The sequence below is a fragment of the Pseudomonas sp. SDO5591_S426 genome (assembly GCF_054070755.1).
In genome coordinates this window covers 1-15,002 of record NZ_JBSVXD010000147.1, presented here as the reverse complement: position 1 = coordinate 15,002, position 15,002 = coordinate 1, and the positions used below count along the sequence as shown (strand labels likewise).

Genomic DNA, 15,002 nt, shown 5'->3' with positions numbered 1-15,002 from the left:
GCGTGCTCGCGATAGCGGACTAAGCGTCGACAGTTGTGTTGACCGATATGCCGCCATCGCGAGCAAGCTCGCTCCCACAGGGTCCGATGCGTTCTCAAGGCATCGAAAATCCAACCGAACTCAAGCCAAAACGCCAGGGTCAACCCTTTGACTCTTCAGACTTGATATCGGAGATGGATGATGAACGACTACCCAAAACCACCCTTCCCCAAACAACAGCAACCCGTGCCCGGCTCGCAACGCAAGATGGACCCGTATCCCGATTGCGGCGAGCAGAGCTACAAGGGCTCGGGTCGTTTGAATGGCAAGATCGCCCTGATTACCGGTGGCGACAGCGGGATTGGCCGCGCGGTCGCCATCGCCTTCGCCCGTGAAGGCGCCGATGTAGCGGTTGCCTACCTCGACGAACAGGAAGATGCCGAAGAAACCGCACGCTGGGTCGAACAGGCCGGCCGTCAAAGCCTGCTGCTGCCCGGTGACCTGGCGCACAAGGTGCATTGCCGGGCACTGGTGGAAAAAACCGTCGAGCGTTTCGGCCGTATCGATATTCTGGTGAACAACGCCGCGTTCCAGATGACCCACGAAAAGCTCGAAGACATCCCCGATGAAGAATGGGTGATGACCTTCGACGTCAACATCACCGCCATTTTCAGGATTTGTCAGGCTGCGCTGAAACCCATGCCGTCCGGCAGTTCGATCATCAATACCAGTTCGGTCAACTCGGACTTTCCCAATCCCACCCTGCTCGCCTACGCCACCACCAAGGGCGCAATCGCCAACTTCAGCGCCGGTCTGGCGCAAATGCTCGGGCCTAAGAACATCCGCGTAAACAGCGTGGCTCCGGGGCCGATCTGGACGCCGTTGATCGTCTCGACCATGCCCGAGGAAACGGTGCAGAACTTTGGGGCCAATACCCCGCTAGGCCGCCCTGGCCAACCGGTGGAAGTGGCGCCGATTTACGTGCTGCTGGCTTCCGATGAAGGCAGCTACATCACCGGCCAGCGTTTTGGCGTGACCGGTGGCAAGCCGATTCTCTGACGTAAAAATGGAACCCCGGTGCAACTGCGGCGCTCCACAGTTTATGGGCCCGGTAATGGCGGGCCCTTCGATATCTGGAGGTCGCCATGTCCGCACCTATCGTCAAGCTGTTCACTCAACCGAACTTCGCCTGGACGGATATCCGCAAGGAAGAGGAAGCCCATCCGCGCCACTACCTCGCCCATTTGATCCTGCTCGCCCTGATTCCGCCGGTGTGCCTGTTCATCGGCACCACCTACGTCGGCTGGAGCCTGGCGGAAAACGAAACCGTCCGGCTCAGCGCCCGTAGCGCCCTGCACCTGTGTGCCTTGCTGTACGTGAGCATCCTGGTCGGCGTTGCCGTGATGGGGCTGTTCATCCGCTGGATGTCGCGCACTTTCGACGCCCGGCCGACGGTCAATCAGTGCATCGGCTTTGCCGCCTACACCGTGACGCCGTTTTTCCTGGCAGGCATCGCCGGTCTGTACCCGAGTCGCTGGCTGGCCATCCTGGTGTTGATGGCCGCTTCGGCCTACTCGACGTTTCTGCTGTTCGTGGGCTTGCCGACATTCATGCACGAACGCAAGGAACAAGGCCTGCTCAACTCCGCCTGCGTCTGGGGCGTCGGGTTGCTGGTGCTGGTCACCATTCTGGTGGAAATGATCCTGGTCTGGTTCAACGTGCTGACGCCTGAGTACATTCGCGCCACCGTCGGTTGATGACCCGAAGCCATGAGCTTCATTGCCTGGGTCGCGGTGCTTGGAGCCGTGCTGCTGACACTGGCACTGACCTCGTCGTACCTGCGCTGGATGCCGGTGACCACTTCCGCCGTGTGCCTGGCGCTGGGGGTGGCCATCGGCCCGGCCGGATTGGGTTGGCTCAGGCTGGACATCAACGACGCGACTTTTTGGATGGAACACCTGACGGAAGTCGCGGTGCTGTTTTCGCTGTTCGTTTGCGGGCTCAAGCTGCGGTTGCCACTCAAGGACCGCAAGTGGCGAGTGGCCTACGGGCTCGCGGGGCCGGTGATGCTCCTGACCATCATCGGCGTCAGCCTGTTACTGCATTTTGTCTTCGGGTTGGCGTGGGGGCCATCGTTGCTGATCGGGGCGATTCTGGCGCCCACCGATCCGGTGTTGGCGTCGCTGGTGCAGGTCAATGATGCCAAGGATGACGACCCCGTCCGTTTCGGACTCTCCGGCGAGGCCGGGCTAAACGACGGCATCGCATTCCCGTTTGTCATCCTCGGCTTGTTGTTTCTGCAACAGAGCGCGGGGTCGTCCCTTGCCTGGCTTGATGACTGGGCGCTCAAACGCCTGTTGTGGGCCGTGCCCGCCGGTTTGCTGATCGGTTACTGCATGGGCCGCGGAATCGGCCGTTTGACCCTGTCGATGCGCATCCGCAATGCCGACAGCACCCTTTCCCCCAACGACTACCTGACGTTCGCCCTGATTGCGCTGGCGTATGTCGCCGCCGAATCAGTTCATGGCTATGGCTTTTTGTCGGTATTTGCTGCCGGTCTGGGCTTGCGCCGGGCGGAGGTTAAAACGGCGGGAGATTCGCAAACACCGGCTGAGCATCTGGTGCAACCGGTGGTCGGTCACCAGAACGTCGAACCGGATGCCGCCGTGCACGGCGATGTGGCGAACCTGGAGGACACCCAGGTCGCGGCCGGGATCATGATCGGCGACATGCTGTCCTTCGGCAGTCTGGTGGAGCGGGCCATGGAGGTGTTTCTGGTGACCCTGCTCGGGGTGGTGCTGGTTGGTCACTGGGACTGGCGCGCGCTGGCTATTTCCCTGGCGCTGTTCTGCGTGGTTCGCCCCTTGAGTGTTGCCCTGGTGCCTTGGGGCGGTTTGCTGAGCGGCCCGCAGCGACTGTTGATTGGCTGGTTCGGGATTCGCGGCATCGGGAGTTTCTACTATCTGTTCTACGCCTTGAATCATGACATGCCGCCAGCGGTGGCCAGCGTGTGCACCGACATCACGCTGTCGGTGGTGGCGCTGAGCATTCTGCTGCACGGCATCAGCACCCAACCGATGCTGGCGCGTTATGAACGACACAGTCGCGAACTTACTTCATTGCCAAGGCAATGATTTCCACCAGATTGCTTTGAGTAAAGGGCTTGGGCAAGCGCGGGAGTCTGGCGGCGAAGCCCTCCAGCCTTTCGGCGTAACCGGTGGCCAGGACGATCGGGATCGTTGGCTTCAAGATTCGAATGGCCTGGGCCAGTTGTGCGCCGTTCATCTGCGGCATGGCCATATCGGTGATGACCAGATCGAAGTGCTGCTCGCTTTCGATCAACCGTAACGCCTGCGCGCCGGACTCGGCGATGCTGACATGATGCCCGAGGTCCTCCAGCAGCAGGCACGTGCTGGTCAACACCAGGCTATCGTCATCGACCACGAGCACATTCAATCGCGGAACCTGTGGTGTCTCTGCTTCGGTGACTGCAGATTCGGCCACCGAATCTGCCCCGGCCACGGGCAACCAGAGTTCGGCGGTGGTGCCTTTTTCTTTCTCGCTCTTGAGTATGAAGCGCCCACCCATTTGTTCGATAAAACCATGCACCATCGACAGCCCAAGCCCCGTGCCCTTGCCGACGCCTTTGGTGGTGAAAAACGGGTCCATCGCCGATGCCAGCGTTTTGGCGTCCATGCCCTCCCCGGTATCGGTCACGCTCAAGCAGACATAACGTCCCGGTGCCAGGGATGATTGAGGCTGATCGAGAATGACCTCCGTGCGAGTACCGATAACGATTTTTCCACCATTGGGCATCGCATCGCGGGCGTTGGTGGCCAGGTTGAGCACCGCCAGTTCCAGCTGATTGACATCGGCCAGGACCGGTTCGGGCTCAGGTAAAAAGCAGGTTTCTATTTTCACCGACGGGCCAAGGGAGCTGCGCAATAGCCCGGTAATGCCTTGCACCAGAGCCGGAATCTCGACGGATTCGGCCTTGAGCTCTTGACGCCGGGCAAACGCCAGCATGCGTTGGGTCAGGGACACACCGCGCAAGGCGCCCTGGGTGGCGTTGTCCAGCAAACGGGCGATTCTTGGATCGTCCGGCATGCGTTTGCGGACAATTTCCAGGTTGCCGAGGATCACGGTCAGCAGATTGTTGAAGTCGTGGGCAATCCCGCCGCTGAGTTGCCCGATGGCCTGCATTTTCTGCGCCTGAAACAGCGCCTCGCGGGTTTGCTCAAGGGCCTGCTGCGCTTGGGTCGCCTCGGTGATATCCCGGGTGATCTTGGCGAAGCCGAGCAATGTACCGGTCTCGCCCCAGATCGGGTCCACCACGACATGGGCAAAAAAGCGCGTGCCGTCCTTGCGCAGACGCCAGCCCTTGTTCTCGAAACGCCCGTCGCGCACCGCAACCTCCAACGTGCGCTGCGGTTCGCCGGCAGCACGATCTTCCGGGGTGTAGAACATGGAAAAATGCTGGCCGATGACTTCTTCAGGCCGGTAGCCCTTGATGCGCTGCGCCCCGGGATTCCAGTTGGTCAGGCGTCCATCCGGAGCGAGCATGTAGATTGCGTAATCCGTGACGCTTTGCACCAACAGGCGAAACTGCTGTTCGCTTTGCTTGAGTGTTTCTTCGGCCATTTTACGGTCGGTCAGATCGCGGGTGATCTTGGCAAAACCGAGCAAAGTACCCGACGCGTCGCGTATTGGGTCGATCACCACGTGGCACCAGAAGCGCGTGCCGTCCTTGCGCACCCGCCAGCCCTCGCCTTCGAAACGTCCTTCGCGAATCGCCGTGTCCAGCGCCCTTTGGGGCAAACCGGCACGGCGATCGTCTTCGGTGTAGAACTGCGAGAAATGATGACCGAGAATTTCGGCTTCTTCATAACCCTTGAAACGCCTGGCGCCAGCGTTCCAGCTGCTGATGATGCCCGTGGGATCAATCATGTAGATCGCATAGTCGACCACCGCATCGATCAGCAGACGAAAGCGCGTTTCATCATTCACGTCCGCCCTGGTTCGATCCACGCTCATTGAGTTCTCGCGTCATGATTGTATTTCTGGAGTATGCGACAAACTGCCGATTTGAAAAGCCGGTATATCGGCAGTTTGCTGATCACATCGAGCCTGTTAACGATATACGTGTTTGATGATGTAGGTGTACAGGTCGTTGAAGACAAAGTCGGGAACCTGTTTGCCGTAAGTTCCGGCTTTCAGTAGCGCCAGATGGCATTCCTTGACCATTTCGTCACGCTCCGCCATGGCGTAGATGTGGTTGTTGATGATGGCGCTGTAGGCACTGTACGAATACGGCTCCCCGGTAGAGGTTATGGTGAGATCGCCATTGCCTGCTTGGGTGTAGGTGCTGTGGCCGCGCAAGGTTCGTTCTTTCAACACCCCCAAGCCACGCTCGTATAAATAGAGCTGCGAGCCGCTGATGGCCTTGGCAAGCGTTTCGAACGCAAGAATGATCGCCTGGGCGTTGCTCATGCTCGATTCCAGTGCCGAGTGGCTGACAAACCGTTCCAGTTCTTTTTGTTCCAGGCTTTTCAACGCCCTTTTGATGCTCGACAGGTGAGCGAACGCTTGATTGCAGCCCACGATATGGGCTTCCAGTTGATAACCGGCGGGTTTGGCGTAAGTCCCGATACTGGCAAAGTCGATGCTGTCGAACGCACACTCCATGATGATGTTGTATTTGCGTGTGAACACCTCGGTGAAGATTTTTGCGCCGAGCTCCCGGACAAAGTTCTCGGTGTGGGTATACGCGTGCAGTACCCCCAGTTTGATCATGTCGGCGTATTGCGGGTGCTTTTCTCGGTATTCGGGCAAGTACAGTCGAACATAATTGGCGTAGCGCCCAGACGGCAGCAGGCTTTTTTCCAGCAGGTAGGTTTTACCTGAGCCTTGCAATCCTGCGGTGATCAGCAGTTTGGGTACGGCGTCGGCGGTTTTATCAGTGAACAACGTGGCCGTGATGTCATCGAACGCGTTGGTCACGTCCGCTTCGGTGTAGGTGTAATTCGGTGCTTGCGACATGTCTTGATTTCCTTATCAAAGAGTTGGGCAGTGGTATCCAGCCCTTTCAATAAAGTGTGCTTTCGCCGATTGTTCAAATGTGCGTTTGCATCAAGTTATGTCACTGTTTTTAAAGGTAAATAATCCTACGGCGCCGAGGGAGAAAACGTCGGCTCGACCGACCACCAGCGCGGCAGCAATTGCCTGACTTTGCTCTCGCCAAAGCGGTCATCGATCAACATCACCACCCCTTGGTCTTGCTGCGTACGGATCACCCGACCTGCGGCCTGCACCACTTTCTGTACGCCGGGAAACAGGTAGGTGTAGTCGTAGCCGGAACCGAAAATCGCGGCCATTCGCCGTTTCAGCTGCTCGTTGACCGGGTTGAGTTGTGCCAGCCCCAGGGTCGCGATGAACGCACCAATCAATCGTGCACCGGGCAAGTCGATGCCTTCGCCAAACGCCCCACCCAGTACCGCGAAGCCAATGCCCTCGCCGCTTTCGGTGAATTGATCGAGAAACTGCTGGCGTTGCTCTTCTCCCATGCCCCGGGATTGCGACCACAGGTTGATTTGTGGGTGCCGTTCGGCCAGTGCCTGAGCCACTTGCTGCAAGTAATCGAAGCTGCTGAAAAACGCCAGATAGTTACCTGGTCGCTGGCTGAACTGGTGGGCGATCAGCTCGACAATCGGTGCTACGGAGGCCTGACGATGGACGAAACGGGTAGAGATACGGTCAACGATGTGCACTTGCAACTGCTCTGCGGAAAACGGCGATTCGACGTCGACGCACACGGTGTTTGCCGGCGTCCCCAACAGATCGGCGTAATAGTGGCGCGGGCTGAGCGTTGCCGAAAACAGCACGGTGCTGCGCGCTGCCGTCAGGCGCGGCCCGATGAAGCCGGCGGGCACCACGTTGCGCAGGCACAGCTGCGAGAGACTTGGTTTGCGCTCTAGGTCGCGCCTGCTGATATCGAACAAAAAGTTCTCGTCGAACAGCTCGGCCACTCGACTGAACTGCAACATGTCGAAGTAAAAGCCCTGCAGTGCGCTGTCCAGCCCTTGCGGGTGATCGTTCAGGTAGTCGCCGATACTGGCGCTGCACGATGACAACGCCTGGAGCAGTTTTTCCGGGGCCTTGTCATAAGCCTGATAGGCGTCGATTTGCTGATTGTGCAGGGTGTTCCATTCGCGATTGACCCGTTGCAGGGGCTTTTTCAAAGCGTAGGGGGCGGTTTTTCGGACAGCATTGAGGGTCGCTTGATCGAGGTTGGCGCTGTACATCTGACGACCGCGCTCCACCAGGTTGTGGGCTTCGTCCACCAGTACCGCGACTCTCCAGTTATTGGCCTGTGCCAATCCGAACAGCAGCGCGCTGAAGTCGAAGTAATAGTTGTAATCGGCAACCACCACGTCGGCCCAACGGGCCATCTCCTGGCTCAGGTAATACGGGCACACCTTGTGGTCGAGCGCGATTTGTCTCAACGCACTCTGATTGAGCTGGCTCTGTTCACTGGCAGCCTGGCGCGCTGCCGGCAAGCGATCATAGAAACCTTGGGCCAACGGGCAGGATTCGCCGTGACAGGCCTTGTCGGGATGCTCGCAAGCCTTGTCCCGGGCGATCATTTCCAGAACCCGCAAGGGCGGTGCATCGGCGCGATCAAGGATTACCTGCGCGGCATCCAGTGCCAGTTTTCGCCCCGGGGTCTTTGCCGTGAGGAAGAACACCTTGTCCAATTGCTGTGGCGCCAGGGCCTTGAGCATCGGAAACAGGGTGCCAACGGTCTTGCCGATCCCGGTCGGCGCCTGGGCCATCAGGCACCGGCCGGTACTGACGGCCTTGAACACCGATTCGGCCAGATGACGCTGCCCTGGCCGAAAGCCGGCGTGGGGAAACGCCAATTGTTGCGCCGCCCGGTTGCGCCCTTCGCGATGAGCCATTTCCTGCTCGGCCCAGCGCAGGAACCGTGCGCAATGCTGCTCGAAGAACAGTTGCAGTTGCGGGGCACTGAAGGACTCGACCAGGCAGGTTTCCTTTTCGCTGACGATGTCGAAATACACCAGCGCCAAATTGATCTGCTCAAGATCCAGTTTGCGGCACATCAACCAGCCGTAGATTTTCGCCTGGGCCCAGTGCAATTGTCGGTGGTTGTCCGGTTGCTTGCTCAAGTCGCCCCGGTAGGTCTTGACCTCTTCCAGGCAGTTTTGCGCGGGATCGTAGCCGTCCGCCCTGCCCTTGACGGTCAGGCTTTGGTAATGGCCTTCGAGGGCCACTTCACTCTGGTAGCTTTCGCTGCGCCGCGAGGCGACCGTACGATGGCCGACAATGCCTTCCAGGGCAGTCGGTGACGGGGTGAAACGCAGGTCGAGGTCGCCGACCTTGGCGGTGAACTCACACAGTGCCCGCACGGCGATGTTGTAGCTCAAGCGTCCTGCTCCGCCCACTGCACGTAGCACACGGCAATCGGCATGCGGTGCTCATGGCAGAACTCCAGCCAGCGCAACTGGTTATCCTGAAGCCGATCCCCCGGCCCTTTGACTTCGATCATGCGGTAGGTCTTTTGCTCCGGCCAGAACTGGATCAGGTCGGGCATGCCGGCGCGATTGGCCTGGATGTCCAGCAACAAGCGATTGAACCAGTGTTTGAGGTGCTCGGCCGGCAAGCAGTCGAGGGCCTGTTCCAGCAGTTCCTCGCTGAGTACACCCCAGAATACAAAGGGTGACTGCACGCCCCATTTCTCGGCATAGCGCTGGCGAATGGTCTGCCGATAGCGCCCGTCGTCGAGTTGCTCGAGGCAGGTCTGGAACAGGTCAGCCCGACGCACATGGAAATCTTCATTGAGCAGGTCGACCGGACCGCGCTGGAACGGGTGGAAAAACGCCCCCGGCAGCGGCGCGAAAATCGCCGGCCAGCACAGCAGGCCGAACAGCGAATTGATCAGGCTGTTTTCGACGTAATGCACCGGTGCCGACTCTTCCGACAAGTGCTCCTGAACGTAGTACTCCACCGACATCACCGGATCGGTCCTGGGCAGTTGCAGGTCCAGGCGCAGCATTTCCCGCGGAGTCGCACGTTTCATCGCTGGCCCGCCCAGCTTGCGGCGCAACCGGGGCAACACGCGGAGCAATTGCTGCTGTTCGGCGGCGCTTTGCGGTGACTGTTGCGCCTCAGTGGCCAGATCCAGGGCCAATTCGTACTCCCCGCAACGCTCCAGCACGCGGATCATTCGCGCGCGTGCGCCGGGGTAGGCGCACTGGCGGTACAACGTCAGCGCTGTGGAAAAATCAACGATGCGTTCGCAGTGCTGGGCCATCTGGAACAGCAGTTTGTCGCGACGCCTCTGCAACCAGGGATTGATCAGCGTCAGACTGTGGATCCGCTCGACAATGTCAGCCACCGCTTCACCGGCCTCGAAGTGTTGCTGGCATTCATAGAGGAACATGCAGGCGTCCACGTCCTCACGGCTGCGCAAACCCCTGGAATCGGAGCAGAATTCGACTTTCTCGTAGGTGTAGATGCCAAGGTCAGCCAACACGAATTCGGACCAGTCCTGGTAAAGATTGCCGAAAAACATCAAGCGCAGGCGATCGCACAGGCCCATGATGGTCAGACTGAACAGGCGATCCGCCAGCGAGGGACACCAGTCTCCGAAGCTACGTGTCTCGGGAAACAGCTCGCACACAGTTGGCAGCCAATCGGCCTTCTTGCCTTTGGGCTGGTCGATGGCGCTCCCCAGGCACTGGACGACTTCAGCCTTGAGCAATACCTCGAACAGTGTCTCGACCGACAACGGCAGCTGTTCATCGACCCAACCGAGGGCCACGAGCGGTTTGGCTGCGTTGGCGATGTCACCGATTTCGGCGTAGTGCAGCTTGCTGGCCCGGAAATGAATCCCCTTGCGCATGACCATCCGGACCAGCAACGCCCGGGACTCGCGCGGCAATCCATTGAAGTCGACAATGAACCGTTGCTCTTCAACGCTGAGTACATCGGCATAGCGAAGCCCAAGCCAATCAAGCACTTGCATGAAGTTGTTCAGGTAATAGAACGGATCGTCGAGCGGGTTTGGAGTCACAGGAAAATGGGCCATGGCGAGCAAGTACTGGTTATGCGTACAGATACCAGCAAGCCCCGCCCGGCGCAATCGGAAAAGGATGGGCGGAAGCGCTGCCAGGAAATTTTTTCGGCACGTAGAACTTTCTGCCGATCCGTGGCACCAACCGCGTTAGAGGCGCTGTCGTGCTCGACAGTCGTGGCGATTTTTTGAAGGATGAGAGGTGGTTATGAACATCAAGACTTTGGGTTTGCCTTTGGCGGTAGCGGCCTTTCTGGCCCTGGCCGGTTGCTCGACGCCCACAGTGGTGACCCTGCAGAACGGCACCCAGTATCTGACCAAGGACATGCCGAAAACCAAGACCAAGGACGGCTTCTTTGAGTTCGAGGATATTTCCGGGGCGAAGGTGAAGGTCAAGGCTGATGAAGTGAGCACGATTCGGCAGGAAGACTGAGGACCCGCTACTGCTTTGCGTCGGCGAGGTATCGGGACATCCTGTCCCGAATACTTGAGCGATGACTTAACTACCGGTCCGGATCTTGTTCCAAACCCGCGTACGAATCCGGTCGATGTTCAGTGGCATCGCTTCCAGGGCGAACAATTTGCCCATCATGTCCGGGCTCGGGTAGACCTTGGTGTCGTTCTTGATCGCCGGGTCGATGAGGCTGTCCGCCTGTTCGTTGCCATTGGCGTAGTGCACGTAGTTGCTGATGCCGGCCATCACTTCCGGGCGCAGCAGGTAGTTCATGAAGGCGTAACCCGCCTTTTCGTCCGGGGCATCGACCGGCATGGCGACCATGTCGAACCAGATCGCTGCGCCTTCCTTGGGAATCGAATAGCCGATGTCGATGCCGTTCTTGGCTTCCTTGGCGCGGTTCTCGGCTTGCAGGATGTCGCCGGAGAAACCGACCGCCACGCAGATGTCGCCGTTGGCCAGGTCGCTGGTGTACTTGGACGAGTGGAAATAGCTGACGTACGGCCGAACTTTCAGCAGCAGCGCTTCGGCCTTTTTGTAGTCTTCCGGGTTTTTACTGTGGTGCGGCAAGCCCAGGTAATTCAGAGCGGCAGGCAGCAGTTCGGGGCCGTTGTCGAGGATGGCCACGCCGCACTTCTGCAGTTTCTGCATGTTTTCCGGCTTGAAAATCAGGTCCCAGGAATCCACGGGGGCGTTGTCGCCAAGCACCGCTTTGACCTTGGCGATGTTGTAGCCGATGCCGGTGCTGCCCCACAGATACGGGAAGCCGTGCTCGTTGCCCGGATCGTTGGTTTGCAAAGCCTTGAGCAATACAGGATTGAGATTCTTCCAGTTCGGCAACTGGCTCTTGTCGAGCTTTTTCAGCGCCCCGCCTTCGATCTGCCGTGCCATGAAGTGGTTGGACGGAAACACTACGTCGTAACCGGATTTGCCCGTCATCAGCTTGCCATCGAGGGTTTCGTTGCTGTCGTAGACGTCGTAAGTAAAGCCGATGCCGGTTTCTTTCTGGAAGTTCTTGGTGGTGTCCGGTGCGATGTAGTCAGACCAGTTGTAGATTTTGACGGTTTCAGCCGCCTGGCTGATTGAAGCGACGAGCATCAGCGGCGCCAGGGTCAGGGTCTTTCGGATCATGAGTCGATTCCTGTATGGGTTTGTTTTTGTTGGCAGGCAATCAAAGGATCAGCTATTAATTTTTTAGAGATTTCAGAAAATTAAAACGTAGGTCTTGCGCACGGTTTCCTGGATATCCCAGATGCCGAGGCTATTGGCTGGCAACATCAATGCGTCACCCGCTTCTATGTGCAAGGTTTCACCGTCGTCCGGGGTGAACGTGCAGCGACCCTGGATGAAGTGGCAGAACTCCTGGGCGACAATCTGCCGCCGCCAGCGGCCGGGCGTGCATTCCCACACACCGGTTTCGACGCCGTCGTCGCGTTCGACGCTGGTGGTCGACGCCACCGCCACGGGCGCGCCCAAAGGCACGGCGACCGGATTGGACTCTTCCAGCTTCAGGGTTGCGGTGTTCTTGAATTGCGTGATGCTCATGGGAATACCTGTCGAAAAAAACGTCGTTGTTTAGTGCATGAAACCTTCCATGAACCCCGCGACCCCACTGGCGAGCTTGCGCCGCCAGGGCGCGGTGGCCGGGTTGGCCAGGGTCTGGTCTTCGTGGACGAAGCTGCGGATGATCGCGTTGTAGCCGAGCCAGCGGCAGGGTTCGGGTTCCCAGGCTCTGAGCGCATTGAGGCCGCTCTGCGGAATGACCCACGGTTGACGGACCAGCTCGGTGTCGCGTTGCAGGATCAAGTCGGCCAAGGTTCGCCCGCCCAGATTGCTGGCGCCCACACCCTCCCCGCCATAACCGCCGGACAGGGCAATCCCGCTGGCCCGATCGCAAAGCATGTGCGGTTTAAAGCGCCGGGACATGCCGAGGTTGCCGCCCCAGCCGTGGGTGATCTGCACGTTCTTGAGTTGCGGGAACAGTTCGCCGAACAGATAGCGGCGCAGCTCGATTTCGCTGCTGGTCAGGTCGAAGTCATGGCGCAACCTGCCGGCAAACTGGTATCCGCCTCGGGCGCCGAAGATCAATCGATTGTCGGCGGTGCGCTGGCCGTACGTGACCTGGCGACTGCTTTCGCTGAAGGCTTGGCCGCGACTCAGGCCGATCTCGTCCCAAGTGGCGGCGGACAGCGGCTCGGTGGCGACGATCAGGCTTTGTACCGGCAACTGATAGCGGCCCAATGGCGGCAACGTCACCGAGTAACCTTCCACCGCCGGCACTACCCAATGGCTGCGTACCGAGGCTTTGGCTGTGCGCAGACTGCCCGACTGCCATTGAGTCACCGGGCTGTTCTCATAAATTCGCACCCCCATGCGCTCCACTGTACGCGCCAGTCCGCGTACCAGTTTCGCCGGGTGAATAGTCGCCACGTGCGGGGCATAAATGCCGCCATACGGTTTGGCAACGCGAATTTGCTGCGCCAGCTGTTCCGGGCTCAGCCAGCGGTAATCGCTTTCGTTGAGGCCTTGTTTGTAGAGCTTGTCCAGATACTGGCGAAGGCTGGTTTCCTGTTCGGGATACCGGGCGGCGCAGTACAGCGCCCCACCCTTGCGATAATCACAGTCGATGCCTTCACGTTCGAGGATAATTTCCACTTCATCGGGGATCTTGTGCAGCACGTCGTAAGAGGCGCGGCGCTGCTCGGGGGATGAATCTGCAAGCAGGCGATCTTCGCCCAGCAGATTGCCCATCAACCAGCCACCATTACGCCCCGAGGCGCCAAATCCGGCGGTTTGCGCCTCGATGATGGCGATGTTCAGCTCGGGCGCCTGACGCTTGAGGTAATACGCGGTCCACAGCCCGGTGTAACCGGCGCCGATGATCGCTACGTCGATATCCAGATCCTGTTCCAGCGTCGGACGCGCCAGGAGCGGCTCGTCGAGTTGGTCCATCCACAAACTGATAGTGCGCCACGCCGGCATGCAAGACTCCGCCACTCAAAACTTCGATGGCGTTGATCCTAGTGCGTGGGCTTAGACGGTGTCTTGCGCGCGTGCACGCAAAGAAATTTGTTTGGCGTAGGCCTTGGGCGACAGGCCAGTGTGCTGGCGGAAACAGCTATAGAACGCCGACAGCGAATTGAACCCGGCAGCGAACGCCAGCTCATCGATGCGTAACGGCGGCGTGGCTTTATCCAGCGCGTCGAGCAGATGTTGCAGGCGAGCCTGGTTGACGTAGCGATAGAAGCTCTGGCCGAGCACCTGATTGAGCAGATAGGAAATCTGGTTGCGGCTATATCCGCACTCCTTCGCCACCCGTTGCAGGTCGAGTTCAGGGTCAAGATAGGGTTGCTGGCGCTGAAAGTACTGCTGCAGATCGTCGGCCATGAAGCTCAGTTGGCGCGGAGACAGGCCGAGGCGGCTGACGGCCGGACGCTGATTGCTGGCGGCTTTGCTCGCAGGTTGTTCATGCACCAGTGAGGCGTATTCATTGACCCGCCAGATCAACCCGTCCTTGACCGTGATCGCCTCGCTGGCACGGAACGACACCAGACCCTCACCGCCGCGCAGAGTAATGCGGTACTGAATGAACGCCGTGTTGCCATCCAGACGAATGCGGTCCGAATGCTCCAGAGCCTCGTCCGGATCGCGGGGCATGCTGCTGCGCACGTATTCACGCAATTCGTCCAGGCCCATTACCCGGTTCTGGAAAAAATCGCTGTACTGAATCTCGGGGTGATACAGCGCCATGACGCCGTCCAGATCCCGGTGTTTCCAGCGCAAGTGGTAGCGCATGACCGTCTCGCCCGTGGCCTGGGTTTGCTGTGGGCCATCATCCTCGGCGTGCATAAAGGTCTCGACGAAAAAAACGAAGCTTGCCCAACTTCTGCGGCTGCTTCAACGACTAAACCTGTATCGGCTTTTTGCCGAAAACGTTTGCGCGTGACGGTGCGAATAAAAAATGCGAAGCAATCGCCAAACGGCCTGAAAATTCCACATTTTTTTCACATCCAGGTGCTACTTTTAAAGTCTGTCACTGGTTGAGCCATTGAAGGTTCTTCCCTCCTAACGTGAGCTAAAGGAAGCGCTCGATGAAGAAGGCGGGCAACACATGAATAAAGGGTTCAGTAAGGTCACTTTTCCAAATGCCTGCCAGCTGATGCGCTGGCATTTTCATCCCATGGGTTTCGAGGCGAGCATGGATGCCCCGGGCAGCATGATTGCCCGACTGTTTGACCGAGCCACTGGCGAGACCATGATCGCCATTGCCGGAATCCCCTGCGCGACGGTCATGAATGCCGCCGATGTCGAACGAATAATTGAAGCTGTGGAGGATGAGCTGGAGACATTCATTCCCCCCGTAGCCCTCAGGAGTTATGCCTGAAGGCCGAGTGATCGCAAAAAGCCCACGTCATGTGGGCTAATGAGATGGTCACCCCCACACCCTGCGAGGGCTACGCTTTCGCAGGGTGTTTT

At 58.9% G+C, this 15,002-nt stretch carries 13 protein-coding genes; 5 read left to right on the top strand and 8 right to left on the bottom strand.

The genetic code is table 11. From position 1 onward, the window contains the following. Positions 1-180 precede the first annotated feature (180 nt). From ACW9JC_RS22765 to ACW9JC_RS22755, 3 genes are all read left to right on the top strand, one after another. Positions 181-1,038, top strand: coding sequence for a glucose 1-dehydrogenase (locus ACW9JC_RS22765; protein ID WP_457457756.1), 858 nt, complete (start codon positions 181-183; stop codon positions 1,036-1,038). A gap of 86 nt (positions 1,039-1,124) precedes the next feature. Continuing rightward, positions 1,125-1,736, top strand: coding sequence for a Yip1 family protein (locus ACW9JC_RS22760; RefSeq protein ID WP_448107846.1), 612 nt, complete (start codon positions 1,125-1,127; stop codon positions 1,734-1,736). A 12-nt stretch (positions 1,737-1,748) separates the two neighbouring features. After that, complete coding sequence (locus ACW9JC_RS22755; RefSeq protein ID WP_457457753.1) at positions 1,749-3,113, top strand: cation:proton antiporter; 1,365 nt, start codon at positions 1,749-1,751, stop codon at positions 3,111-3,113. Here the strand turns inward: ACW9JC_RS22755 and ACW9JC_RS22750 are convergent. The 4 genes from ACW9JC_RS22750 to ACW9JC_RS22735 all read right to left on the bottom strand — a co-directional run bounded on the left by ACW9JC_RS22750 (position 3,091) and on the right by ACW9JC_RS22735 (position 10,087). Next, positions 3,091-5,013, bottom strand: coding sequence for a PAS domain S-box protein (locus tag ACW9JC_RS22750; protein WP_457457751.1), 1,923 nt, complete (start codon positions 5,011-5,013; stop codon positions 3,091-3,093). The two genes, ACW9JC_RS22755 and ACW9JC_RS22750, sit on opposite strands and share 23 nt — an antisense overlap. A gap of 96 nt (positions 5,014-5,109) precedes the next feature. Beyond that, positions 5,110-6,018, bottom strand: coding sequence for a zeta toxin family protein (locus ACW9JC_RS22745; protein ID WP_457457749.1), 909 nt, complete (start codon positions 6,016-6,018; stop codon positions 5,110-5,112). Positions 6,019-6,143: 125 nt separating this feature from the next. Then, positions 6,144-8,423: an ATP-dependent DNA helicase gene (locus ACW9JC_RS22740; protein WP_457457747.1), complete on the bottom strand. Its 2,280-nt coding sequence runs from the start codon at positions 8,421-8,423 to the stop codon at positions 6,144-6,146. Beyond that, positions 8,420-10,087, bottom strand: coding sequence for a VRR-NUC domain-containing protein (locus ACW9JC_RS22735; RefSeq protein WP_457457745.1), 1,668 nt, complete (start codon positions 10,085-10,087; stop codon positions 8,420-8,422). The genes ACW9JC_RS22740 and ACW9JC_RS22735 overlap by 4 nt, the downstream gene beginning before the upstream one ends. Before the next feature lie 193 nt (positions 10,088-10,280). Between ACW9JC_RS22735 and ACW9JC_RS22730 the strand changes: the two genes are divergently transcribed. Next, on the top strand, positions 10,281-10,505 hold the full coding sequence (locus ACW9JC_RS22730) for a YgdI/YgdR family lipoprotein (RefSeq protein ID WP_059407112.1): 225 nt from the start codon (positions 10,281-10,283) through the stop codon (positions 10,503-10,505). A gap of 66 nt (positions 10,506-10,571) precedes the next feature. On the opposite strand, the gene ACW9JC_RS22725 is transcribed toward ACW9JC_RS22730, so the two are convergent. The 4 genes from ACW9JC_RS22725 to ACW9JC_RS22710 all read right to left on the bottom strand — a co-directional run bounded on the left by ACW9JC_RS22725 (position 10,572) and on the right by ACW9JC_RS22710 (position 14,375). Beyond that, on the bottom strand, positions 10,572-11,657 hold the full coding sequence (locus ACW9JC_RS22725) for a polyamine ABC transporter substrate-binding protein (protein WP_457457743.1): 1,086 nt from the start codon (positions 11,655-11,657) through the stop codon (positions 10,572-10,574). Positions 11,658-11,729: 72 nt separating this feature from the next. Beyond that, positions 11,730-12,071, bottom strand: a complete 342-nt coding sequence (locus ACW9JC_RS22720; RefSeq protein WP_457457741.1) for a cupin domain-containing protein — start codon at positions 12,069-12,071, stop codon at positions 11,730-11,732. Positions 12,072-12,101: 30 nt separating this feature from the next. Next, complete coding sequence (locus ACW9JC_RS22715) at positions 12,102-13,508, bottom strand: NAD(P)/FAD-dependent oxidoreductase (RefSeq protein WP_457457739.1); 1,407 nt, start codon at positions 13,506-13,508, stop codon at positions 12,102-12,104. A 51-nt stretch (positions 13,509-13,559) separates the two neighbouring features. Next, entirely contained in the window at positions 13,560-14,375 is an 816-nt protein-coding gene (locus ACW9JC_RS22710) for a helix-turn-helix domain-containing protein (RefSeq protein ID WP_457457737.1), read from the bottom strand. 262 nt (positions 14,376-14,637) lie between these two features. Between ACW9JC_RS22710 and ACW9JC_RS22705 the strand changes: the two genes are divergently transcribed. Beyond that, on the top strand, positions 14,638-14,910 hold the full coding sequence (locus ACW9JC_RS22705) for a DUF1652 domain-containing protein (RefSeq protein ID WP_047538622.1): 273 nt from the start codon (positions 14,638-14,640) through the stop codon (positions 14,908-14,910). Positions 14,911-15,002 lie beyond the last annotated feature (92 nt).